Consider the following 23,313-nt stretch of genomic DNA (forward strand, 5'->3'; position numbering starts at 1 on the left):
GAAAAGAATGTTGGAAGTGTGCTTTTCAGCACACCCCAACATTCAGTATAGAACCCATTTTGGTACTCCTCTGCCGCTTATCATTTTATCCGGAAGTTAGACATTTTCCTTCTATTTGTCTATACTTTTGTGTTTATCGTCTGGTTTTCATGAATAATCTATCGAAATTTGTTCATCAATAGACAAATAAATGAAACTGTATATTTATTTTTGAGGAATCCTGAGCTAATATATTTGTTAAAAAATGAAAGGAGCAAACTTATAATGGAACCCATGGAGTCCCCGAATTTCTTGGAACATGCTGAACTTCTGGATGAAAATACCCCTCATTATCTCAATGCATTTCACAAACACCTAATCCAGCATAACATGTCCCCTAACACAATCACTGCCTATATCTATAGCGTAAGGCACTTTTTTACATACTTTGGACAGCTTAATTCCAATAATGTCAGCCTATACAAAGTATACCTCTTAGACCATTATCAGCCCCAGACAGTCAACATGCGCATCCGCGCTCTGAACTGTTTCTTAAAATTCCAGGGCATCAGTGATTACAGAATACGCGCCCTCCGGCTTCAGCAGAAAAAATATACGGACTACATCATAAGCCAGGCCGACTACGAATACCTGAAGCGCAGACTCCGCGAGGATGAACAATATACCTTCTATTTCATCATACGGTTCATCACTGCTACCGGGGTCCGTGTCAGTGAATTGATCTCTTTTCAAATACAAGATGTCATAAACGGATATAAAGACATCTATTCAAAGGGAAATAAGATGAGACGCGTTTATATCCCCACTGCTCTGCAGGAGGATACACTCCGATGGCTGGAATCTGAGTCCAGAAAAAACGGGCCTCTGTTTCTGAGTCACCTCAAACGGGGCATTTCTGTCTCTGGCATCCGCTCTCAGTTAAAAACATTTGCATACCGGTATCACCTTGACCCAAAAGTAGTATATCCCCATTCTTTCCGGCATCGTTTCGCTAAAAATTTTATAGAAAACGGCGGAGATATTGCTTTCCTGTCCAATCTCCTGGGGCATACCAGTATCGAGACTACCCGCATCTATCTGAGGCGGAGCAGTACAGAACAGTCACTCATTGTAAATCAGATTGTAGACTGGTAATGGAATGAAAGGTGTACTCAGCATGAATACAAATATGCAGGAAATAAATGAACCGGCCTTTCATGCCTACCTGAAAAAAGCCCAGGCCTCTCCTAATACGATTCGCAGCTGCCTGGTTGCCTACAGACTTTATCATTCCCTGTACAATGACCTGGCAGTCAATCATCTGCTCTGCTTTAAGGACTATCTTATAAGGCACTACAAAGCATCCACAGTGAATAACCGGATATACGGAATCAACCGTTATCTGGACTTCCTTGAAGAGATTTACGGCAGCCAAATGATTCACTTCCGGCTGACTGTTATCCGTACCCAGCAGGCAGCCTTCCTGGACAATATCATTTCCCAGGAAGACTATGAAACATTTAAGAAAAGACTTAAGGACAGCGGAAATATGCTGTGGTATTTTGTTGTGCGGTTCCTGGCCTGTACAGGAGCCAGGGTCAGTGAATTGATTCAGATTAAAGCGGAGCATCTGCACCTGGGCTATATTGATCTCTATACAAAGGGCGGTAAAGTCCGCCGTCTGCATTTTCCTGATGCTTTGTGTCAGGAAGCCCTGGAATGGCTGTCCGCAAAGGGCCAGGTTTCCGGTTTTTTGTTTGTCAACCGCAGAGGAAACCAAATTACTGCCCGCGGAATCAGCAGCCAGCTCAAGACACTGGCCATACGCTGTAACATTCCGCCTGAAACAGTATACCCCCACTCCTTCCGCCACAGATTTGCTAAAAATTTTCTTGAAAAGTTTAATGATATCTCCCTGCTTGCTGATTTAATGGGCCACGAAAGCATTGAAACAACCCGCATCTACCTAACAAAATCAACACAGGAGCAGCGGGAGCTGATTGACAAAATAGTTACCTGGTAATATTTTGCACCGCTATTGTGCTATAGATATACGGAAATTCCGGCGGTCCCGACCGGCCGCCGGATATCTCCCGCCCTTACCCGGAACACAAATATTATAGACCCCCACCTCTTACATTTTCCGAAGATATCCATTACTATATTATTTATTGGAAAAATTAACCACACAAGAGGAGGTATTACATCATGACAGCCACACCAAGATTAACGTCCAATCATGCATTGGACCAGTTTCAGAAATATCTCATGACCCATAACAAATCTCCAAATACCATCTGCGTGTACCGCTATGCGGTAGAACAGTTCTATCATCTGTATCCCCAGCTGACCCCCCGCAACCTTCAGCTTTATAAGGTATATCTTTTGGAACATTACAGGCCCCAGACCGTGAATCTGCGCATACGGGCGCTGAACTGCTACATGGAATACAGGCAGGCCTCCATCACCCCTGTTTCCATGATAAAGATACAGCAGAAAACATATCTGGATAAGATTATCAGCCAGGCTGATTATGAATATCTGAAGCGGTGCCTGGCGGAGAGCGAAGAATATACCTACTATTTTATTGTGCGCCTCATAACCGCCACAGGAGTGCGTATCAGTGAGCTGATTACCTTTCAGATTGAGGACGTGCACACCGGACACAAGGATATCTATTCCAAAGGCAATAAGATGCGGCGTGTCTATATCCCCCGCGGACTGGTTCGCGAGCTGCAGGAATGGCTGGCTGCCACACACCGGAGCACCGGCCCCCTGTTCCTCAACCGCTTTCACTCCCCCATCTCCCCGTCAGGCATACGGGCCCAGTTCAAGGTATTTGCAGTCCGGTACGGCCTGGACCCCGAGGTGGTGTATCCCCATAGCTTCCGGCACCGTTTTGCCAAGAATTTTATCGAAAAATGCGGGGATATATCCCTTTTATCCGACCTGCTGGGACATGAGAGCATTGAAACCACCCGTATTTACCTCCGGCGCAGCAGCAGTGAACAATACCGTATAGTCAACAAAGTAGTGGACTGGTAGGGGGCGCGTCATGAAGGAACTTAAGATTAGCGTTATTTATGGCGGCAGCTGTCCTCCCCAGGCAGACCCCTCTATGTATAATCCTGACAATTATCAGGCAAACTTACAGTATTTCCATGATTTCCTGCAACGGCGGGGCTCCTCTGCAAATACCATCGACTCCTATCTCACCTCTGTCCGGCATTTTCACAGTCTGTACCGTGATGTTACCGTGGAGAATCTCCAGTCTTACAAAGCATGGCTTATGGAACGCTACAAACCCAGCACAGTAAACACGCGTATATATGGAATCAACCAGTATGTGGCGGCCCTCCAGTCCGGCGGAGACACGAGTGACACCGGACCATATACCCCTGCTGCCTCCATTGATTTTCTGGAACCTTATAAACTTCCCTCTGTCCGGCATCAGCAAAAGCCCTTTCTTAACAATGTTATATCCAAAAGGGATTATGAGCGTCTGAAACGTGGCCTGAAACGGGATAATAATATGTTCTGGTATTTTGTGGTCCGCTTTCTGGGTGCCACGGGTGCCAGGGTCAGCGAGCTGATCCAGATTAAGGCGGAGCATATGCAGATTGGCTGCATGGATTTGTATTCCAAGGGCGGAAAGGTGCGCCGCATCTATTTTCCCGAAAAACTCTGCGGGGAAATGCTGTCCTGGCTGGACAGCCGTCAGATACAGACCGGTTTTATATTCACCAACCGACGGGGCAACCCCATTACTCCCAGGGGCATAAGCAGCCAGCTGAAGGTGCTGGCAAAAAAATACCGGATATGCCCGGATACCGTCTACCCCCACTCATTCCGGCACCGTTTTGCCAAAAACTTTCTGACTAAATTCAATGATATTTCGCTTCTGGCCGACCTTATGGGCCATGAGAGCATTGAGACCACACGAATCTATCTGACCCGTTCCTCTGACGAGCAGAGAGAGCTTATTGACAGAATTGTCACTTGGTAGATTGCATTTTCTCAAAAAAAACAGTATCATAAAAGAAACTCGCAAAGGATGGTTTATATGTACGAATATACGTGGTATCAATGGCTTACATTCTTTTTTATATACTGCTTTTTCGGGTGGATTTTTGAATCCACCTATGTTTCTGCGAAAACAGGTCACTTTGTGAACCGCGGTTTTCTGCGCCTTCCCCTGCTTCCCCTGTATGGAACAGGCGCCGTGATGATGCTGTGGGTATCCCTCCCGGTCAAGGACAACCTGTTTCTGGTGTACCTGGCAGGCGTTATCGCCGCCACCATTCTGGAATACGTCACCGGCTGGGGCATGGAAAAGCTGTTTAAAATGAAATACTGGGATTACAGCAACCAGAGATTCAACGTGAAGGGGTATATCTGCCTCAGCTCCTCCATTGCCTGGGGTTTTCTGACCATTTTCCTCACAGAGGTGGTGCACCGCCCCATTGAGCACTATGTCCTGGGGCTACCTGTTATGGTGAACATTATCTTTGTGCTGATTACCTCCCTGCTGTTTGCAGCGGATACGGCTGAGTCGGTAAAAACCGCCCTGGATTTGGCCAAGGTGCTGGATGCCATGACCGACATGCGGGCCGAGCTGGACGATATACAGGTACAGATAGCCCTGTTAAAGGCAGAGACCAGCGAGCGCGTTGCAGAGGCCAGAGAGGAAGCGGCTGCCAGGCTCAGCCGGATGAAGTCAGGAGCTGCCGTCCATGCGGCTGCATTGAAGGATGACACGGCTGAACGCCTGAATGAACTGGTGGAGAACACCATGGAGAAAATGAGCGGATTCGTGGAGGGTACCGCTGAAAAGATGGGCGGGCTGGTGGAAAACACAGCCGAAAAGGTGGCCCGGACAGCGGAACGGCTGTCAGAGCTTACAGAGGACGCGGCTGCCAGGGTATCCGGTACGCTGGCACAGCGGGCAGAGGGCTCCCGGCAGGCAATACAGCGTGATGAGCTTAACAAAAGTGCTGTCCAGGATCGAAAGGATAAACTGGCCGCCCTGTCCCAGCGCCTTGTATCCATTACCGAAAAACGCCATATGCTTTCCACCCATATGGACTTCTACCGAAGAGGCATACTGAAGGGCAATCCCACTGCCTCCTCTTCCCGGTTCGCTGAAGCTCTGAAGGAACTGCGCGAAATTGCGGACAGGAAGAATCCGGATGAACATGATGCAAACTAATGTCCTGTTTTCTTTTTCGCAAAAAATACCCTGACAGCTTTACACATCTGCTTTTTCTGTGTCCTGCTGCCAGGGTATTTATGATTTCGTTATACTTTTATAATTCTTTCACATCCGATGACACATTACATCATCTTATCCACCATGGCCATCACAGCCGCGCCCAGCGCTTCAGACTTGGCGTCGGCATCCTCCATGGAGCTGCCCTTGATACCATAGTAGAACTTAATCTTAGGCTCTGTTCCGGACGGCCTCACACAGATCCATGCGCCGTCGTTTAAATCATAGTACAGCACGTTGGAGGAAGGAAGGCCTGTAGGCTTTACTTCCCCGGAAGCCATATCCTTTATGGTATCCAGCTTGTAATCCCTGGCGGAAACCACCTTATAACCGCCCACCTCTATTGGTGTATTGTTCCTCAAAGTCTCCATGATGGACTGAATCTTAGCCAGGCCCTCAATACCGGATAAGCCGATAGACTTAACCGCATCCTTGTAATAGCCGTACTTCTCATACATGGCAACCATGGCATCCCACAAGGTCATTCCCTTCTGCTTATAGTAAGCAGCTGCCTCGCAAAGGGCTGCGGTAGCGGAAATGGCGTCCTTGTCACGGGCATAGGTGCCAATCAGACATCCATAGCTCTCCTCCATACCAAAGAGGTATGTGCCGCGGCCTGTCTTCTCATTCTTTAATACCTGCTGCCCAATCCACTTGAAACCGGTGAGCACTTCAATCAGTTCACAGCCGTATTCCTTTGCCACTGCGTCAATCAGATTGGTGGAAACAATGGACTTGATGACCTGCCCGTCCTCCGGAATCTTGCCTGCTGCCTTTTTCTGGCTCAGCACGTACTCGCACAGAAGGGAACCGGACATGTTGCCTGTCAGCGGGATGTACTCTCCTGACCCGGCGTCCTTAACGTATACGCCCAGACGGTCTGCATCCGGATCCGTAGCCAGAACCAGGTCCGCATTCTTTTCCCCGGCCAGCTTAAGGCCCAGTGAAAATGCTTCTGCTGCTTCCGGATTTGGATAGCTTACCGTAGGGAAGCCGCCGTCCGGCAGTTCCTGCTCAGGCACTACATATACATGGGTGAATCCCAGTTCCTTCATCACTCTTCTGGCCGGAATATTTCCTGTGCCGTGAAGCGGCGTGTACACAATGCTGATCTGGTCCTGCATCTCATCAATGGCCTTCTGGTTCACAACCTGGGCCTTGACCTGGGCAATGTACTTATCGTCGATTTCCCTGCCGATAACCTCATACTTGCCTGCTGCTGCGGCAGATGCCTCGTCCGTGGTTTTTACCGTGGACAGGTCCTCTATGGCCAGCACTTCCTCTGTCACACCTTTGTCGTGAGGCGGTGTAAACTGGGCGCCGTCCTCCCAGTATACCTTGTATCCGTTGTACTCAGGCGGGTTATGGCTGGCTGTAATATTGATGCCGGCTATGCATCCCAGTTCCCTCACTGCAAAAGACAGCTCAGGTGTGGGACGCAGAGACTCGAACTTATATGCCTTGATTCCATTGGCTGCCAGAGTCATGGCCGCCTCCATGGCAAATTCCGGGGACATATGGCGGGAGTCATATGCAATCGCCACGCCTTTATCTGCTCCGCCCTGCTTTATAATGTAGTTGGCAAGGCCCTGGGTGGCACGTCTCACCACATAAATATTCATCCGGTTAATGCCGGCACCGATAACACCTCGCAGTCCTGCTGTTCCGAACTCCAGGTCCATATAAAAACGCTCTTTAATCTCATTTTCGTCACCTTCTATGGCGCGAAGCTCTGCTTTTGTGTCCTCATCAAAATAGGGGTTTGATAACCATTCCTGGTATATCTTCATGTAATCTTTCATTTTATACTCCCTCCTGAATGTGATATTCCCCGCATGACCTGCCGGCATTCTGCTGCAGCACAGCCGGAAAGGCCGGTCCGCAGCGTATTTTCTGATTAAGATTATACTATATCAAACCAGAAAAAGGAAGTACAACCCTCTATTATTTTTCGTCAGACACAGCCCTTACAGTCCGCTTTCAGGCGTTTTAAAAAGCTGTTCCTGGCCTGCTGCTGTTCCTCCAGGCCCCGCAGTTTGTCAGTATTCCGGGCCGGTATCCAGGCCTTGTTGGCGTTGTAGTAAAAGTTAAGCTGTTTCCAGTATTTTTCAGGATAAAGGAACAGGTAGTACAGGCATCCCCTCTCCTTCGGCTCCATGGGCAGCACCCTCTCATAGGAATCCAGCATGGACAGTCCCAGATCCAGGTTCCATCCGTGCTTTTCCATGACCTTGCGCATGAAACGGTACAGGTCCGATATCTGTATTCCAAGATGCATCCGGTTGTACTCGATGATGGCTGTGTAACTGCCTCCCATGAGCACATGATGCTGATCCAGGTCTCCATGGCACAGGTACAGGGGCTTCCTGTCCTTTTTGACGGGAGGCTGGACCTCCGCTGCCTCCAGGGCATCCTGGTCCTCCTGGTATGGCCCCAGCTTCAGGCATTTCCCGGTATTATACGGTCCGGTGCCCTCTGACGGCAGTTCATCCGCTCCGGGCCACAGCTCCCGTATGCCCTGTACCGCTTCCAGGGCCTGGTCGTAAAACATCTGATAGCTGCCGATGACGCACAGCTCAAATTCTGTTTTTTTGCGCTTGGACCTGATATAATTCCTGGCCCGCTGCATTTCCCGGTTATGGCGCTCCAGCTCCTCTTCCAGAGGGCCGGACAGGATGGAACCCATATTCCACTCTTCCTTAAACTCAATCTTTCGCAGCTGGCTGTGCAGCATGGCCAGCCTGGACAGGGCCTGGCGTATTTCATATCCGTCTTTTATATTGCATTCCCGGTCCAAAAACCAGTCCTTTAATATGTATCTGGTGCCGTCGCCGGTCACGGTCATCAGGCCGCCTTCCCTGTTCCTCAGATACCGGTCAGCCCTCAGGCTTCCTCTGGTATCCAGCCGTCCTAAGACCTCGTCCTCAAACTCCAGACGCCTGGCTGTCCCACGGTATTCCTTTAAAAGCCTGCAGCCCTGGTCTGTCTCGCAGATCCAGGAACCGCGGCCTTTTCTCACGGCTCTTACTTCCATATCATATTGTTCTAAGGCTTCCACGTACTTCTCGTTCATCCACAACCCCTCCACACTCTTATCCCATCACATTTAGTCGAAACGGGAAGCTGCCGTTTCAGCTACTTCTAGGGTATGTAAAGATTTGGTTGTTTATGACAGGAGAAATGGCGTACCGTCCCTATTTCCCACTTTGTATATAATGTACAAACTGTTTGCGCAATTCAGGCGCTATCATGCCCATCCGAAAACACCCCCAAAGCGGCGAATCATCATATATGATTTCCTTGCTCCAGGGGTGTTTCATTTATTTGTTTGTTATTCTGCCTGTTTTTTGTCTTTTTTTCTATTTACCTGCCTATATTGGCCTGCCTATTCATCCTTCCAGTGCAGATGGTGAAGCTGGCCCCTCAGCTCCAGTTTCTCAAACCCATTCTGCCGCAGCGCCTCGTACAGTACAATTGCCGCGGAATTGGACAGGTTTAGGGAACGGATGTCGCCCCACATGGGAATCCGGATACAGTGGTCCTCATTGTCCACCAGAATCTCCTCCGGGATGCCGGCGCTTTCCCTGCCGAACATGAGATAGCAGTCCGGACCGTAGGTCACGTCGGAATACACCTTGCGGGCTTTGGTGGTGGCAAAGTACATGTTGCCTGAGGCCTGGGGATTGCGCTCCAGGAAATCTTTATAATCGCTGTACACAGTCACGTCCAGTTTGTCCCAATAGTCCAGCCCTGCCCTCTTTAAGGCCTTTTCATTGAGCTTAAACCCCAAAGGCTCGATGAGGTGGAGCCTGGTCTGGGTGGCAACGCAGGTCCGGCCGATATTGCCTGTGTTGGATGGCATTTCCGGTTCTAATAGTACGATATTCATCATGGTATGCCGCGCCTTTCTGTTATTCCCTGCCGTCCAGTCTTTTTACGAACCGTTCCATGCGTCCCAGAGCCTCTTTCAGGTTATCCAGGGAGTAGGCGTAGGATACCCTCACGAATCCCTCCCCGCAGTCTCCAAACGCAGTACCCGGCACCACAGCTACCTTTTCCTCTTCCAGGAACCGGGTGGCAAATTCCTCTGATGTCATCCCAAAGCGGCTGATGTTGGGGAAGGTGTAAAACGCGCCCATTGGCTCAAAGCAGGTAAGGCCCATCTCCTCATAAGCGTGGAGAAGGAAACGCCTGCGCTGATTGTAGGATTCCCGCATCATGGATACATCCGGGTCCCCGTTCTTCATGGCTGATACAGCTGCGTACTGGCTGGTGGTAGGGGCGCACATGATAGCGTACTGGTGAATCTTTAACATCTGCTCCAGAATGATATGGGGCGCTGCGGCATAGCCCAGACGCCAGCCCGTCATGGCATAGGCCTTGGAGAAGCCATTGATAAGCACGGTCCTCTCTTTCATGCCCGGGAAGGAGGCAATGGTCACATGGCGCTTTCCATTGTATGTCAGTTCTGAATAAATCTCATCGGAAATCACAAACAGGTCTTTTTCCAGGACGATTTTTACAATTTCTTCCAGTTCTTCCTTTTCCATAATGGCGCCTGTCGGGTTGTTGGGGAAGGGAAGGACGAGAATCTTGGTCTTGTCTGTAATCTTCTCCAGAAGCTTTTCCGGGGTCAGCTTGAACTGGTCCTTTTCCTCCAGCTCAATGGTTACGGGCACACCGTCTGCCAGTGTAACGCAGGGCATATAGGATACATAACTGGGCTGGGGAATCAGTACCTCGTCCCCCTCGTTTAACATAGCCCTCAGCGCAATGTCGATGGCCTCACTTCCGCCTACCGTTACCAGTATCTCCTGGTCCGGGTCATATGTAACGCCGCATCTGCGTTTTAAATATTCGCATATCTCCACTTTAAGGGGCTTTAAGCCGGCATTGGAGGTGTAGAAGGTACGCCCCTTTTCCAGGGAGTAGATACCCTCCTCGCGGATATGCCAGGGCGTCTCAAAGTCAGGCTCGCCCACGCCCAGGGAGATGGCGTCCTTCATCTCGCTTACAATATCAAAAAATTTACGGATACCGGACGGCGGTATCTTTACGATTTTATCTGATAATGGGTTTCTCATGGAGTAATCAGCATCCTTTCATCCTGCACCTGCTCACTTATAATGGTGCCGTGGTCTTTGTATTTTTTCAATACGAAATGGGTTGCAGTGCTTAATACAGATTCCATCGGTCCCAGCTTGTCGGATACGAACTGGGCAATCTGGCGCATGGTCCTGCCCTCGATGAACACAGTGAAATCATAGGCGCCGCTCATGAGATACACGGCCTCCACCTCGCTGTACTGGTAAATGCGCTCTGCTATCTTGTCAAAGCCCATTCCCCTCTGCGGAGTCACCTTTACCTCGATTAACGCCACTACTTTTTCCTCACTGGTGTTATCCCAGTTAATCAGTGTGTGGTATCCGCAGATAATGTGTTCCTTCTCCATCTCCGCTATCTCGTTAGCCACCGCTATTTCGCTTTCTCCCAGCAGCACGGCCAGGTCCTTAAGGTCGATTCTGCTGTTTTTCTCAATGACTGCAAGTATCTTTTCCCTCATAATATATCATCCTCCATCCTTCCATTGTTTACATAACTTATTGAATTGCACAATTTATTAATTTACATAACTTCCAAACCGTCTCATATTATCTTTATCAGTTCGTCGGGCCGGGGCCGCTCTAAAAAACCTGCGCCCTCCTGTCCGTGGCGTATCTGCCTGGCACTTCCCTCCGCCACACTTCCGATAACGCCCGCAGGAATTCCTTCTTCCCTGAGCCTTCTCACCAGCTGTCCGCCCCTGTCTGACACCAGGACGGCGCAGTTTCCGCTGTACAGCCGGTAGGGATTCAGCTCAAATAACTCACACACCTCTACCGTTACCTGCCTCACGGGCATACACCTGAGGTCCGCATCAATTCCCGCGTTAAATATACCTGATAAATTCCAAAGGGCAGCTAATACGCCGCCCTCTCCTGCATACTCGTAAACAGTGAAGGAGCAGTGCTCCTCCTTCTGTTCACGTTTTATCCATTGTTCCACGGAATATGGCTCCGTTTCATCCAGACACCTTAAGAACATAGGCGAAAAGCGCGTTTTAAGGAAATCCCGCTTTTCTGCTCCTATCTTTACAGTCCCTGCAAATCCCGCATAACCGGCCATCACCAAATCCTGACCCGGTCTCATAAAGCCGTCGCGCTTCTCAAACCCGCCCGGTCCCTGTCCTGCCGTACGCATTATGGTCCCTCCACCGGGGTGACCGTGGGGCCTCCCTGGGCCGGGGCAGGGTTTGCTGCGGGCGCCGGATTCGCTTCCGGGGCTGGATTCGCCGCGGGCGCCGGGTTCGCCTCCGGGGCCGGGGCCGGCTCAGGCGCCGGCTGCGTCACGCCCGGGCCTCCCTCCACGCCGGTTACCGGCGCTGTCTCTGCCGGAGCTGTATCCACAGGCGCCGTCACATCCGGCACAACCGGCAATGCTACCGGCAGATCAGGACCTACCCGGTAAATGGCCTTGGATGCATTGTAGGTGTCCTTGTTAAGCAGGGTTCTCTCCTGCTCCACGCCGTCCACCGTCACTACCTTCCATAATCTGGATCTAAGTCCTGTGTGGGATGACTGGACCTTGACCCTTGCTCCCGGAGCCAGGGTGTTGTCTACAATGAGCTGCGGCTCTCCCGGACTGGTGCTTCCCAGGGTTTCAGACACGTATTCCACCTTGCGGTTAGCCGGTCTGGTCTCCTTGCCGTATATGGTGAAGGTAAGCTTCCTGCCAGAGGTATAACCCTCCACATAAATAGGGGTACTGTAATTGTTCTTTATCTTAATATCCTTATAAGTGCCTGCAATGGCCGCGTCCCTGGATGGTTTCACATAGGTGACAATCATGGAGTGGTTCTGTCTCTGGACAATCTCCACCTCCGCTTCCAGGGAAGCGTTATACAGAGTGGTAGCCAGCTGGCACACGCCTCCGCCGATGCTGTCCACGACCTGGCCGTTCTCATAAGCCGCCGCTGTCTTATACCCATTGGCTGTGGTAAAAGGCTGCAGGCATTCATAGCCTGACAGGACATCCCCGGGCATAAGAACGTGACCGTTAATCTTGGCCGCGCCTACTGCCAGGTTGGTGGAGCGGGCTGCGCCGCTGCTGCTGAAATCAGTTGTATATGTGCCCAGCACATCCTGAATGGTAGCCAGGGCCTCACTGGTAATGACCGGCTGTTCTTCTGTTACCTGGGCTGTTACCTCTATCGGCTGGTCCAGTCCGCCTTCCAGGGCCTCGTTAAGGGCTGCCTCGGTTCCCGCCACGTCAACCACCCGGCCGGGTACAGAGTCCGTAATGACAAACTGTCCGTTTTCTCTGGTTATAGATGCATTCTGGGGCTCTGCCGTGATTCCCTGGCACTGTGTATCCACAAAGTTCTTCACCTTCGCGGAATCCACCTCTGTCTCCAGTTCAACCTCCACGGGCGCTGCCGCCAGATCTTTTTCAATCATGTACTGTTTAATCAGGCTGCCGCCGGCATACTGGCTGACCGCCTCATCAATTACGTCTGTGTTAATCCAGTGAAAGCCCAATTCCCCTGCTGTGGTGGCCACATCCTGTCCATCCACGCTGAGGGTCACTGACTGGGCCGCCAGGCCGTCCACATATTCCTGGACCGCTGCCTTCGCCTCCTCAGCCGTCATTCCGGCCAGGCTCTGGCTGCCTGCGGTTATCCCGGCCGGCAGCACAGGCGCCGCCCAGGCAATCACTGGAAATGCCGCAAGCAGCGCCATACTGATGGCCGCTGTCAGGCCGGCATTTCCTATACGATTCCTCATAAATTCTCCTCTTCCAAACTGTAATGCAATTAATACATAAGTGCGCTTAAGGCCATAGGAACAATCATAGCCAACACTAATACAACAACAATGATGGTGGAAATGATCTTCTTGGTCTTTGGATCTCTCATATTAAGCATTGTACATTCACCTCTTTTAATAATATGCCTCAGAATCTCTTCTTTAGTCTTTCTGTTCCCCGGATATTCTGCTGGTCATCCGTCCGTACTGGGAGATAATATTGTCAATCATCCGCGACACCTCACTGCGGCTCATGGCATCTATCTGCACAGTTACGTCTATTCTATGACATTTTAACAAATCGTGCAAGTATTCTTTTTGTCTTTTTGTGGCCGGCTGTTCTCTTTTTGCCTTATAAATCAAGGGTTTCGCCGCAAAAGCTTCCGGATGCTCCTCCCCATGGCGGGCCATCATCACCTGATACAGCCTATGAGCCGCCTCCGCATCCGCCTGCGCCCGGTGGGCCGCAGACTGAGAAACCTCATAAAAAGAGCAGGCGCAGGTCAAATTCCGTTTTACATCCGCAGGCATAAACAGCCGGCAGATGCCAAGGGTATCAATGCCCTCCCGTTCAAAATCCAGCCCGCTGTTCACAGCGGCCCGTTTCAGGAAAGCGTAATCAAACAATATATTATGCCCCAGTAAAGGCAGATTCCCGCAGAACCGGACCACATCTCCAATCGTATCCTCAATCACAGGGGCGTCCTTCACCATATCATCCGTAATCCCCGTAAGAGCCGTAATCCTCTCCCCCAGCTGCCGCCCAGGATTCACCAGGGTTACAAACCTTTCCTCCACCCGGCCGTCCTCCACTCTCAGGGCAGCAATCTCCGTTATCTTATCCAGCCTGGCCTCAAGTCCCGTCGTCTCCAGGTCCAGGGCTATGTACGAATTCGTCATATCTTCCTCTTTCCAATAAACACCGTAAAACCATTATGAAATCATAGTTAAAGACAATCCTTATATTTATGACCCATTCTACTACACTTATGGAGGAAATGGAACTGGAAATAATAGAATAATAAAGAAATCAACATGGCACAGAACATTTTCATGAACAGGAACTGAATATTCATTGCAAAGAAAAGCATCCTCTCCTTCTTCATGGCCTGAGGATACAGTCCGCAAAGCGGGGCAGGGCGGACAGCCGATCCCGTGGCTGCCTGCCCTGCCCCGCTTCGCGGAGGTACCCTACGCGCCCATCACCCTCCACAACCCAAGAGCCGGGGCCTTTACTACATATATCTCCTCCCCATCCTCCATCTCCTGCCATCCATCCTCCATCTCCAAAACAGGATATCTGGCAAGCGCGTCCTTCACATCCATGAATTCATACCCTATCCGGCCTATCTCGTCCTGGGACACATATTCCGGATTTACGGCATAGGTAATGGTAAACCTGCCCTCAGAGGAGCTGTGTATCATATGGGCCGGCACCATGGCGGAGCCGGGAAATGCCCCATTTTCCATCAGTTCCATGGTATAGGGCGTTCCCTTATAGCCGTAACGGCGTATGAGACCGTCCACCTCCGGGTTCTCGCCAAACCCCTTAATTCCCGGCGCAATGACAAGTAATTCCCCGCCGTCCTCAATCATCATACGGGTGCGGTAAATGGCCTTGTTTCCCACCCAGGTGGTGGAAAACTCCTCCGGCTCCAGATAAGCCACCACCTTTTTTGCCCGGCGTTCCACCTGTGTGATGCAGCGTCTTTTTGCCAGCGCAGCCGCATGTTCATAGACCTGCCTGGACGCCCCGGTAAAGATGCCGTGAAGGGCGGTCCTTCCCTCCTGCTCCGACGCAACGGTCAGTATGTATGCCAGAGGCACATCCCGGAGAAAATGTTCCTCCCCGTAGTCAAACACCGCCCGCACCGGCGTGTCCGTATTTCCCATAATTGTCTCCAGATTACAGAGAGCGCCCAGCATATGGGTACCGTTAATCATGGGCCTTCCTCCCAGCCCCACCAGTATGTTCTTGGTGTAATTGGACATGCCGATGACCTCATGGGGAACCACCTGGCCGATGGACAGAATCAGGTCAAAGCTTCCATCCACCACACAGCGGTTCACCTCCGCACCGATATCCGACGTGTACCTGCCCCCGGACACCTTGCCGCAATAGGCACCCGGCACCGTGCCGACAGGGACTGTGTCCTTTCTCCAGTCATGGTACAGAAAAACCTCCTCCGGCACGTCCTCCCCGAAAAACCGTATCTGTTCCTCACGGCTCATGGCCCTGTGGGTCCCCACCGCAGGCATGATGCGCACCTTTGCCTCCCTGCTCAGACGGTGATACAGATAGGATGTGATGACACCCCCGTAGGAATAACAGCGTGTGATATCCGGCGGCACTAAGAGGATACGCCCGGCCTTCGGAAGTCCCTCCAGCATACAATCCATCACTGCCACCGCCTGATGCGAAGACAGCTCCCCTGACTCTGTCTGTGCGCTGAACTCAGCTATATTTTTCAACATGTATGATTCCCCCTGCTTCCTGTATTGTTTCCTGACTGCTTCCTGTACTGCTTCATGAGTGATTCCATGAATTGTCTTCCGGCCTACTTCTTACGCTTTTCCCTGCTGTATATGAGTACCAGCAGTACGATGATAACTCCCTGCATGATCTGACGCCCTGCCTCCGGAATATTGACAATGGTCAGAAAATCATCCAGTATGGTCATGATGATTGCCCCTGCTATGGTTCCGATATATCCGCCCTTTCCTCCGGTAATGGCGGTTCCTCCGATAATGACGGCCGCTATGGTCTTTGTATTGTAGCTGGTGCCCACATCCAGGAAGCTGGTACCCGTGTATCCCACCAGGAAGAAACCGGAGACAGCTGCTATGACCGCGGATATCAGATACACGGAAAATGTCACCCTTCCTGTGTGTATTCCCGAAAACCTGGCCGCCTGCTCGTTGGTGCCCACGGAATATATCTTCCTCCCGTAGGGAGTATTCCGCAGAAGCACAATGGTCACAGCCGCCATAACAGCCCATATGACCACAATGCCGGACAGGATGCCTATGAAGCTCTGTCCGCAGATGGCCTTCAGAAGGGGAGATGCATTGCCCTTGGGGGCGCCCTTTGTGTAAATCAGAAACACGCCCTGGATAACCGTTCCCACACCAAGCGTCATGATAAAGGGCGGTATCTTAAGCCAATGGATTCCCACTCCGTTGATAAATCCCACCATCACACCCATGACAATAACTGCAAAAAGCGCAGCGGGCAGATTCTCATTTCGGCCCATCATGATCTGCGCCGCAATCACGTTGGCAAAGGTGATGGTATTGGCGATGGATAAATCAATTCCTCCTGTCAGTATGGTCAGGTTCTGGCCGATTGCGGCGATTCCCATAAAGGAGGCCAGCCTCAGGATTCCGGCCACATGGGTGGGCTTTAAATAGCCCGGTGACATGAGCTGGGCCGCCAGCAATAATACCACCAGTATAACATAGACCATAACCTGGGAGCTGCCTGCATTTTTCTTAATAAACTGTAGATTGGAAGCCTGTCTGTTCTTTTCTTCTCCCACTTTCTTTCACCTTACCTTTCTATCCTTAATAATAAGTCCCCACAGGCCCTAATGCCTCTTATGCAGCGCGCTGAGCGACAGGGCTGCAATCAGTATCAGGCCCTGGCATATGAACTGGTAAAATGAAGAAACGCCAAACAGGTTCAGCATATTGTTGATGATGGAAATGATGAACACGCCTGCTATGGTACCCAGAGGGTCTCCCACCGCGCCTGTCATGGCAGTTCCGCCCACCACCGTGGCAGTGATGGCGTTCATGGCGTAATTTTTTCCTATGGTGGCGTCAGCCGAATTCATCTGGGCGCTTAAGAATATTCCGGCCACAGCGCACAGGAGCCCGGCCAGACAGTAGGCGCAGAATTTTATCTTTCCCACCCGTATGCCGGTGGAGTAGGCCGCATTTTCACTGCCTCCAATGGCCCTCAGGGCCTTTCCGTAGGGAGTGCTGTTGGCGAGACTTCTCACCAGACAGAGGATGAGGATGAACAGAAGAAAGGGTACCGCACCGGAATATCCCCGTGTCAGGAACTTGGCAAACGCCTTGTGCACACTCCCCCCCGGATTCGGCATGAGCAGTAAAGCCATTCCGTCAAATACGGCTGTGGTTGCTATGGTTACAATGATGGGAGCCAGGCGCCCTTTTGTGACCAGGACACCGTTTACAGCCCCGCAGGCCAGGCCCACCGCAGCCGCTGCCCCCAGGGCAGGGACAAATCCCCAGGCAGAGTCCGGGTTCATGGACATGACGCAGACCACATTGCACAGAGCCACAATTCCTCCCAGGGACAAGTCAATTCCTCCTGTGAGAATGATCAGCGTCTGCCCCAGGGCTGCCATGAGCAGCGGAAAAGAGGAACGCAGAAGATTCTTGAAATTCCCCAGAGTAAAAAAGTCCTTATTAAATATGCTTACAAAAACCATGAGAGCTGCCAGAAACACGTATATGATAACCGTATGCCCGTGTTTATGCCAGAAGTTTCGATTCAATCTGCCCTTCACCCTTTCTCACCTTCCTTCCTGTTCTTTCCCAGTCCCATGCCCAGCTGCATAATCCGTTCTTCTGTCAGCTCTTCTTTTTCCAGGACACCGGATATCCTGCCCTCGTACATAACAATCACCCGGCTGCTCATGCCGATTACCTCCAGCATGTCGCTGGAGTTCATGACCACCGCCACGCCCCGGGCCGCCAGGTCATGCATGATTTGGTAGAATTCCCGTTTTGCCTCCACGTCAATACCGCGTGTTGGCTCGTCAAAGAGAATAACCCTGGGCTCCGTGGCCAGCTCCTTGCCCAGAACCACCTTCTGCTGGTTTCCCCCCGACAGACTGGATACAGGCAGGTCCAGCCCTCCCATTTTAATGGAAAGCTTTGACGCCATGGACTCGCTGAATGCCTGTTCCGCCTTTTTGTCTATGAAACATCCTTTCATGCGCTTTTTCATACTGGAAATGGCCAGGTTGTGGCGGTTGGAAAGCTCCAGCATCAGCCCCTGGTTCTTCCGGTCGGAGGGCACCAGGGCAATTCCGTTTGCAATGGCCTGCCCCGCGTTCTTTATGCCCACCTGCTTTCCATTGACAATAATAGATCCCCCGGACAGGGGATAGAGACCGCTGACAGCATTAAGCAGCTCTGTCTGTCCATGGCCCTGCAGTCCGGCCACCCCCAGTATCTCTCCTTTATGTACCTGGAAGCTGACCTGGTTCAGCTTATGGTCAGCGTCCGCCAGGTCCTTTACCTCAAATATTACCTGGCTGTCATCCACTTCGCAAACAGGCGGAGGGAATACATGATTCAGGGAGCGTCCCACCATCATCCGTATTAAATCATCCTCATTTATCTCATTCATGTTCCTGGTCCCAATATAGCATCCGTCCTTGAATACGGTAATCCGGTCTCCCAGCTCAAACAATTCCTCCAAACGGTGGGAAATGAAAATAATCGTCTTGCCATCCGCAATCAGATTGTGGATAATCTGATACAGCTGCTCTACCTCCTTTTTGGCCAATGCAGAAGTTGGCTCGTCCAGAATAATCAGTTCCGGGTCCCTGACCAGAATCTTTAGGATTTCCGCCATCTGCTGTTCCGCCACCGGCAGACTGCCCACAGGGGCATCCGGGTCAATATGGATTCCATAGCGGTCCATGACGTCCAGAATGCGCTTTTTAATTTCCTTTCGGTTGATTCTTCCCAGACGGGTAACCGGTTCCTGGTTTAAATAAATATTTTCCCAGACCGTCATTTCCCCCACCAGAGTCAGCTCCTGGAACACCATGGCAATCCCCAGTTTCTGGGACTGCTCAGGATTCCGGATTACCACCTTTTTACCATGGAAATATATTTCCCCTTCATCCGCCTGATGGATTCCCGCCAGAATCTTAAGTATGGTACTCTTTCCGGCCCCGTTTTCCCCGGCCAGCACATGTACTTCCCCCTTACTGCAGGAAAATTGTACCCGGTCCAGGGCCGTGATGCCGGCAAACCGTTTTGTTATATTGACCATTTTTAAAATCTCTTCAGCCACTGTTAACCTCCTTCTCTCTCCGGAACAGACATGGTCCTTATGTGCAAAACAGGCCGATATTCATCGGCCTGTCCATCATCCCCAAAGCGTGCTGACTACTTGTAAAGCTTCTGAAGAGTCGCGTCATCCAGCTCTGTAAGAACCCAGAAGCTGTCCGGCATATCTGAACGGTAATACTGGTCCACATTTTCTTCTGTAACGGTCTCAATATCCATGACCACGTTCCCTGGAATATCCTCGCCGTTTAAGGCTTTGATGACAACCCGCAGAGCCTCTGCGCTGGTGTAGGTAGGATTGGAAGGTGCTATGCAGGACAGCCCTTTATCCTTATTTTCAATCCATGCGCGGATAGCGCCGTTGTTGCCTTCGCTTGTCATGGGAACCAGATCCCGGCCGGCTGCTATAAATGCGTCGATTGCGCCCTGTGTCATGGCGCCGCCCTGTGACCACACGCCGTCGATTTCCGGATAAGCGGACAGCATGGATTCCATGGCAGCCTTGCCCTGGGCATAGTCCCAGGAAGCGTTGGCTGATCCCAGAATCTCGATGTCGGGATACTGTTTGAACACTTCCTCAGCACCGCCCCAGCGCAGGGAGTCAGTAGCTGTTCCCGCGATACCGTTCAGGACCACAATCTTGCCTTTTCCATCCAGCTTGTCCACCAGCCACTCTGCTCCGATACGGCCGAATTCCTTCTCGTCAATGCCTACTGTAGCCACCTGCTCATCTGTCTCCACCACATTGTCGAAGGAAACCACCTTGATCCCCGCTTCAGCAGCCTCTTCTACCACTGGCGCAAGGGCTGTTGGGGAGGCAGCCGTAATAACGATGGCGTCTACCTTCTTTGTAATCAGATCCTGCATATCGCTGATCTGCTTGTTGATATCCTCATTGGAATTGGTAATGTAGTACTCGCTTACCACTCCCTCTGCCTTCAGCTTCTCCGCCTCAGCCACAAACTCCTGTTCCATCTGGGCCCTCCATGAGTTTCCGATGGAATAGTTGCACAGGGCCACCACATATCCCTCACCGCCGGCTGTCTCAGAGGATGCCTGGGCCTCTGTGGTCTCTTCCGCTTCTTCTTTCTTTTCATCCTGGGATGGGGCGGCTGTTGTCTCTGCCGCCGCTGGTGCAGCCGTTGTCTCCGCTGCCTTTTGTGAACCGCAGGCGCACAGGCCCATTGCCATTACTGCTGCCAAACCTACTGTAAACATTTTTCTCATAACTCATCTTCTCCTTTTTTTAATAGTAACAGTCATACGTAAGTTACCTCTGATCGTCGAAAAACAGCCGTCTGGCGTTATCCGCCATAATCATCTGCCGGTGGGACTCCGGTATATGGCTGCAATGCTTTTCCACCAGGTTAATCAGCTGCCGCATGGTGCCATGGTTCAGCATGCCCGGATAATCCGACGCCCACATCATCTTCTCCGGTCCCACATGGCGGTAGCATGCCTGGATGATTTCCACGGAGGAGGGCCAGGGATATTCCTCGCCAAAATACACCGGTACGGTGGATGTGTCGATGAATACATTGGAACGGTTCTTTACCAAATCCAGCACTTCCCTGTAATTGGATTCAGGCATCCCTTTTTTAAAACATGCATCCGCCCCCATATGGCACAGAATGAAGCTGATATTGGGATACGCTGAGGCCAGGAAGCCCGCGTCCTCAATGTCCTCTGTGCGGAACATGTGGATGAATACCGGCTGATGGTATTGATTGCAGCAGTCCCACACAGGAGACAGCCCGGAATCCGAAAGGCGGGTTCCGGGAGCGCACTGGAAGGTGCTGTCCACTTCCACCTTAAAGCCAAACAGGATTCCCTGGTCGTAGATGGACGCCAGCTCTCTGGCCGCCTCCTGTCCTTTCATTATGTCAACCAATGCCACCCCCCGCAACCGGTCCGGATACCGTTTTACGCTGTCCGCAAAGTACCGGTTATGGTACCCGTAATAGGGATTAGGCATAAGAACCGCCTTTTCGATACCGCACCAGTCCATATAGGCGATGAGCATTTCTGCTGTGCTGCGGCTCTGTTCAAAGGACGGAGGAAGAAACTGCACTTCCTCATTTCCTATGGCGACCCGCCCCAGATCCGTGGAGGCCATGGGCTGTCCCCTGGTAATTCCCGCCACCCGCTCATATATATGGGCGTGAATATCAATTACGTTCATCTAAATCCCCCTACCTGTACATTTGTGTATATTGCACTTTAACAGCACTGTTTTTCGGATGCCATTAGTATACTATGACCATATTTTTATGTATATATGATTTGATTGGAATATGTTTTGATTTCATTCTATCTTATTGACGCTCCCTGCAAATCGTGATTTAATGATAACAACTGTTACATTGGGATGATATTTTTATCATAAGGAGGGATTTTATGTATCAGATTTTATCGTATCCTATAAAAAAAGGGCAGCCCACCTGGCCCGGCAACCCTGCATTCAGTCTGGAACCCCACACCTCCATTGCCGGAGGCGACACAGCCAACACCTGCACCATCCATCTTTTTAACCATTACGGAACCCACCTGGATGGACCCATGCATTTTTACGGAAAGGGCATTCCCCTGGACCAGGTTCCCTTTGGGCAATTTTTCTTTCATAAGCCCCTGCTCCTGGATATTCCAAAGGAACCTGGCGCAAAGCTCATGCCCGAGGATCTGATTCCCCACCGTGAGGACGTAAAAGACGCTGATCTGCTTTTAATCCGCACCGGTTTCTCCAAATACCGCAGAGAAAAACCGGATCTCTATGAAAACAATGGTCCCGCTGTCAGCAGCCGGCTGGCCCGGTACCTTCAGGATAATATGAGCCATTTAAAGGCCCTGGCCCTGGATTTTGTGTCCCTTGCCTCTTACAGCGACACAAAGGATGGGGATCTGGCCCACCAGATCATGCTTGGCATGTACCACAACCGTTATATCTGCATCATCGAGGATGTTAACATGGAGGGACTTCCGTCCGGCTTTCTGAAAAACGCAGCCGCCGTTCCGCTGATAATAGAGGGCATTGACAGTTCCCCCGTCACCATGTGGGCGGAGTACTGATGCCTATGTCACGGTTTATGCTGCGGTTTAAGACATGGTTCAAGACATGGTTTAAGATACTATTTAAGACACGATTCAAGCTGCTGTTTAGGAAACACTGGTGCCTTCTCATCATCTGCTCCCTGTGCGTCATCCTGGCCATTACCCTGTATGATACCTCCAACCAGGCCGCAAACTGGGAACCGGAACCGGCTGACAGCTCCAGCCTCCATGTGGGTTTTTCCCAGATAGAGACAGACAATCCATGGAGAACAGCCCAAATCAACAGTTTCCGCGAAGCCCTGCTTCCCAATGGGATGGACTTTATCTACCATGAACCGGAGGACCACTCTGTTCAGTGGCAGCTGGAAGATATACGCAGCCTGATTCGGGAGGGTGTGGACTATCTGGTCATTGTGCCCGCGGACCTGTCTGCCCTGACTCCGGTGCTCCAGGACGCCAAGGACGCGGGCATTCCCGTCATCCTCATTGACCAGTCGGCCGAGACCATTGACCAGAGCTACTATGTGTCTCTTATCTCCGCGGATTACCTGAAGGAAGGCCAGATTTGCGCCGGCCTGCTGGCGGATAAATTCGGGGAGCAGCCCTGCAGGATCGTGGAAATCTACGGCACCGAGAGCTCACCCGGAGCCCAGGCGCGCTCAAAAGGATTCCATCAGGCCCTTATGAAGTATCCCAACATGGAAATCATTGATGTGGAATACGGGAATTTTGACCGGGTAACAGCCCAAAAGGCAATGGAAAACGCACTTATCAAGGCCGCCAACCGGGGACAGACCATAGACGCGGTCTTTGCCCACAGCGATGAAGACGGGCTGGGGGCTCTCCAGGCCATCAAGGTAGCAGGGCTGCCGCCGGGTGAAATCGCCATTGTGTCCATCAACGGCATCCAGGACGTGTGCAAGGCCATCATTGCCGGAGAATATCTGGGCACGGTGGAGAGCAACCCCCGCTGGGGATTTATTGCGGCTTTCCTGATACAGCAGATGGAACGGGACTGCAAGCCATTCCCCATGGTAATGATTCCTTATCAGATTATTACTGCTGAGAATGCGGCCGAGTATGCGCTCACCGCCTATTAATACAGGAAAGGAAACG

General features: G+C 51.3%; 21 protein-coding genes. 7 read left to right on the forward strand and 14 right to left on the reverse strand.

Going from position 1 to position 23,313, the window contains the following annotated elements:
* Positions 1–264: 264 nt before the first annotated feature.
* The 5 genes from LI015_RS19165 (at position 265) to LI015_RS19185 (ending at position 5,188) form a co-directional block, all read left to right on the forward strand.
* Complete coding sequence (locus LI015_RS19165) at positions 265–1,134, forward strand: tyrosine-type recombinase/integrase (RefSeq protein ID WP_227126054.1); 870 nt, start codon at positions 265–267, stop codon at positions 1,132–1,134.
* Between the two features lie 22 nt (positions 1,135–1,156).
* Positions 1,157–2,002: a tyrosine-type recombinase/integrase gene (locus LI015_RS19170; protein WP_119204695.1), complete on the forward strand. Its 846-nt coding sequence runs from the start codon at positions 1,157–1,159 to the stop codon at positions 2,000–2,002.
* 185 nt (positions 2,003–2,187) lie between these two features.
* The gene (locus LI015_RS19175) at positions 2,188–3,024 is read left to right on the forward strand and encodes a tyrosine-type recombinase/integrase (protein WP_002576503.1); all 837 of its coding nucleotides are present in this window, start codon (positions 2,188–2,190) and stop codon (positions 3,022–3,024) included.
* A 10-nt stretch (positions 3,025–3,034) separates the two neighbouring features.
* Positions 3,035–3,985 (forward strand): tyrosine-type recombinase/integrase, encoded by a 951-nt coding sequence (locus LI015_RS19180; RefSeq protein ID WP_002572804.1) that lies wholly within the window; start codon positions 3,035–3,037, stop codon positions 3,983–3,985.
* A gap of 57 nt (positions 3,986–4,042) precedes the next feature.
* Entirely contained in the window at positions 4,043–5,188 is a 1,146-nt protein-coding gene (locus LI015_RS19185; RefSeq protein ID WP_227126056.1) for a putative ABC transporter permease, read from the forward strand.
* A 125-nt stretch (positions 5,189–5,313) separates the two neighbouring features.
* Here the strand turns inward: LI015_RS19185 and LI015_RS19190 are convergent, their stop codons facing one another.
* From LI015_RS19190 to LI015_RS19255, 14 genes are all read right to left on the reverse strand, one after another.
* Entirely contained in the window at positions 5,314–7,050 is a 1,737-nt protein-coding gene (locus LI015_RS19190) for a phospho-sugar mutase (protein ID WP_119204696.1), read from the reverse strand.
* A 152-nt stretch (positions 7,051–7,202) separates the two neighbouring features.
* Positions 7,203–8,321, reverse strand: a complete 1,119-nt coding sequence (locus LI015_RS19195) for a spore coat protein CotS (protein WP_117626793.1) — start codon at positions 8,319–8,321, stop codon at positions 7,203–7,205.
* Between the two features lie 312 nt (positions 8,322–8,633).
* Positions 8,634–9,140 (reverse strand): tRNA (cytidine(34)-2'-O)-methyltransferase, encoded by a 507-nt coding sequence (locus LI015_RS19200; RefSeq protein ID WP_118019269.1) that lies wholly within the window; start codon positions 9,138–9,140, stop codon positions 8,634–8,636.
* Positions 9,141–9,159: 19 nt separating this feature from the next.
* Positions 9,160–10,332: an aminotransferase class I/II-fold pyridoxal phosphate-dependent enzyme gene (locus LI015_RS19205; RefSeq protein WP_002566684.1), complete on the reverse strand. Its 1,173-nt coding sequence runs from the start codon at positions 10,330–10,332 to the stop codon at positions 9,160–9,162.
* Positions 10,329–10,811 carry an Lrp/AsnC family transcriptional regulator gene (locus LI015_RS19210; protein ID WP_002566685.1) on the reverse strand — a complete coding sequence of 161 codons (483 nt, stop codon included), beginning with the start codon at positions 10,809–10,811 and terminating at the stop codon, positions 10,329–10,331. The genes LI015_RS19205 and LI015_RS19210 overlap by 4 nt, the downstream gene beginning before the upstream one ends.
* Positions 10,812–10,894: 83 nt before the next feature.
* Positions 10,895–11,488, reverse strand: a complete 594-nt coding sequence (locus LI015_RS19215; RefSeq protein WP_227126058.1) for an AIR synthase — start codon at positions 11,486–11,488, stop codon at positions 10,895–10,897.
* Complete coding sequence (locus tag LI015_RS19220; protein ID WP_002566687.1) at positions 11,488–13,071, reverse strand: VanW family protein; 1,584 nt, start codon at positions 13,069–13,071, stop codon at positions 11,488–11,490. The genes LI015_RS19215 and LI015_RS19220 overlap by 1 nt, the downstream gene beginning before the upstream one ends.
* 183 nt (positions 13,072–13,254) lie before the next feature.
* Positions 13,255–13,992 (reverse strand): 3'-5' exonuclease, encoded by a 738-nt coding sequence (locus LI015_RS19225; RefSeq protein WP_002572810.1) that lies wholly within the window; start codon positions 13,990–13,992, stop codon positions 13,255–13,257.
* 291 nt (positions 13,993–14,283) lie between these two features.
* A complete protein-coding gene (locus LI015_RS19230; RefSeq protein ID WP_118019271.1) occupies positions 14,284–15,567 on the reverse strand; it encodes a lactate racemase domain-containing protein in 1,284 nt (427 codons plus the stop codon).
* A gap of 83 nt (positions 15,568–15,650) precedes the next feature.
* Positions 15,651–16,631, reverse strand: coding sequence for an ABC transporter permease (locus LI015_RS19235; protein WP_002566691.1), 981 nt, complete (start codon positions 16,629–16,631; stop codon positions 15,651–15,653).
* Positions 16,632–16,679: 48 nt separating this feature from the next.
* Positions 16,680–17,630 carry an ABC transporter permease gene (locus tag LI015_RS19240; protein ID WP_002566692.1) on the reverse strand — a complete coding sequence of 317 codons (951 nt, stop codon included), beginning with the start codon at positions 17,628–17,630 and terminating at the stop codon, positions 16,680–16,682.
* Positions 17,627–19,153, reverse strand: a complete 1,527-nt coding sequence (locus LI015_RS19245) for a sugar ABC transporter ATP-binding protein (protein ID WP_002592213.1) — start codon at positions 19,151–19,153, stop codon at positions 17,627–17,629. The genes LI015_RS19240 and LI015_RS19245 overlap by 4 nt, the downstream gene beginning before the upstream one ends.
* 95 nt (positions 19,154–19,248) lie before the next feature.
* Positions 19,249–20,376: an ABC transporter substrate-binding protein gene (locus LI015_RS19250; protein ID WP_002566694.1), complete on the reverse strand. Its 1,128-nt coding sequence runs from the start codon at positions 20,374–20,376 to the stop codon at positions 19,249–19,251.
* 43 nt (positions 20,377–20,419) lie between these two features.
* Positions 20,420–21,331: an amidohydrolase family protein gene (locus LI015_RS19255; RefSeq protein ID WP_002592214.1), complete on the reverse strand. Its 912-nt coding sequence runs from the start codon at positions 21,329–21,331 to the stop codon at positions 20,420–20,422.
* Between the two features lie 215 nt (positions 21,332–21,546).
* Between LI015_RS19255 and LI015_RS19260 the strand changes: the two genes are divergently transcribed.
* Complete coding sequence (locus LI015_RS19260) at positions 21,547–22,215, forward strand: cyclase family protein (RefSeq protein ID WP_002592215.1); 669 nt, start codon at positions 21,547–21,549, stop codon at positions 22,213–22,215.
* Entirely contained in the window at positions 22,215–23,297 is a 1,083-nt protein-coding gene (locus LI015_RS19265; protein ID WP_319638734.1) for an ABC transporter substrate-binding protein, read from the forward strand. Before LI015_RS19260 ends, LI015_RS19265 begins: the two co-directional genes overlap by 1 nt.
* Positions 23,298–23,313 lie beyond the last annotated feature (16 nt).

The organism is Enterocloster sp. 210928-DFI.2.20 (assembly GCF_020554465.1).
Lineage (GTDB): Bacteria > Bacillota > Clostridia > Lachnospirales > Lachnospiraceae > Enterocloster > Enterocloster bolteae.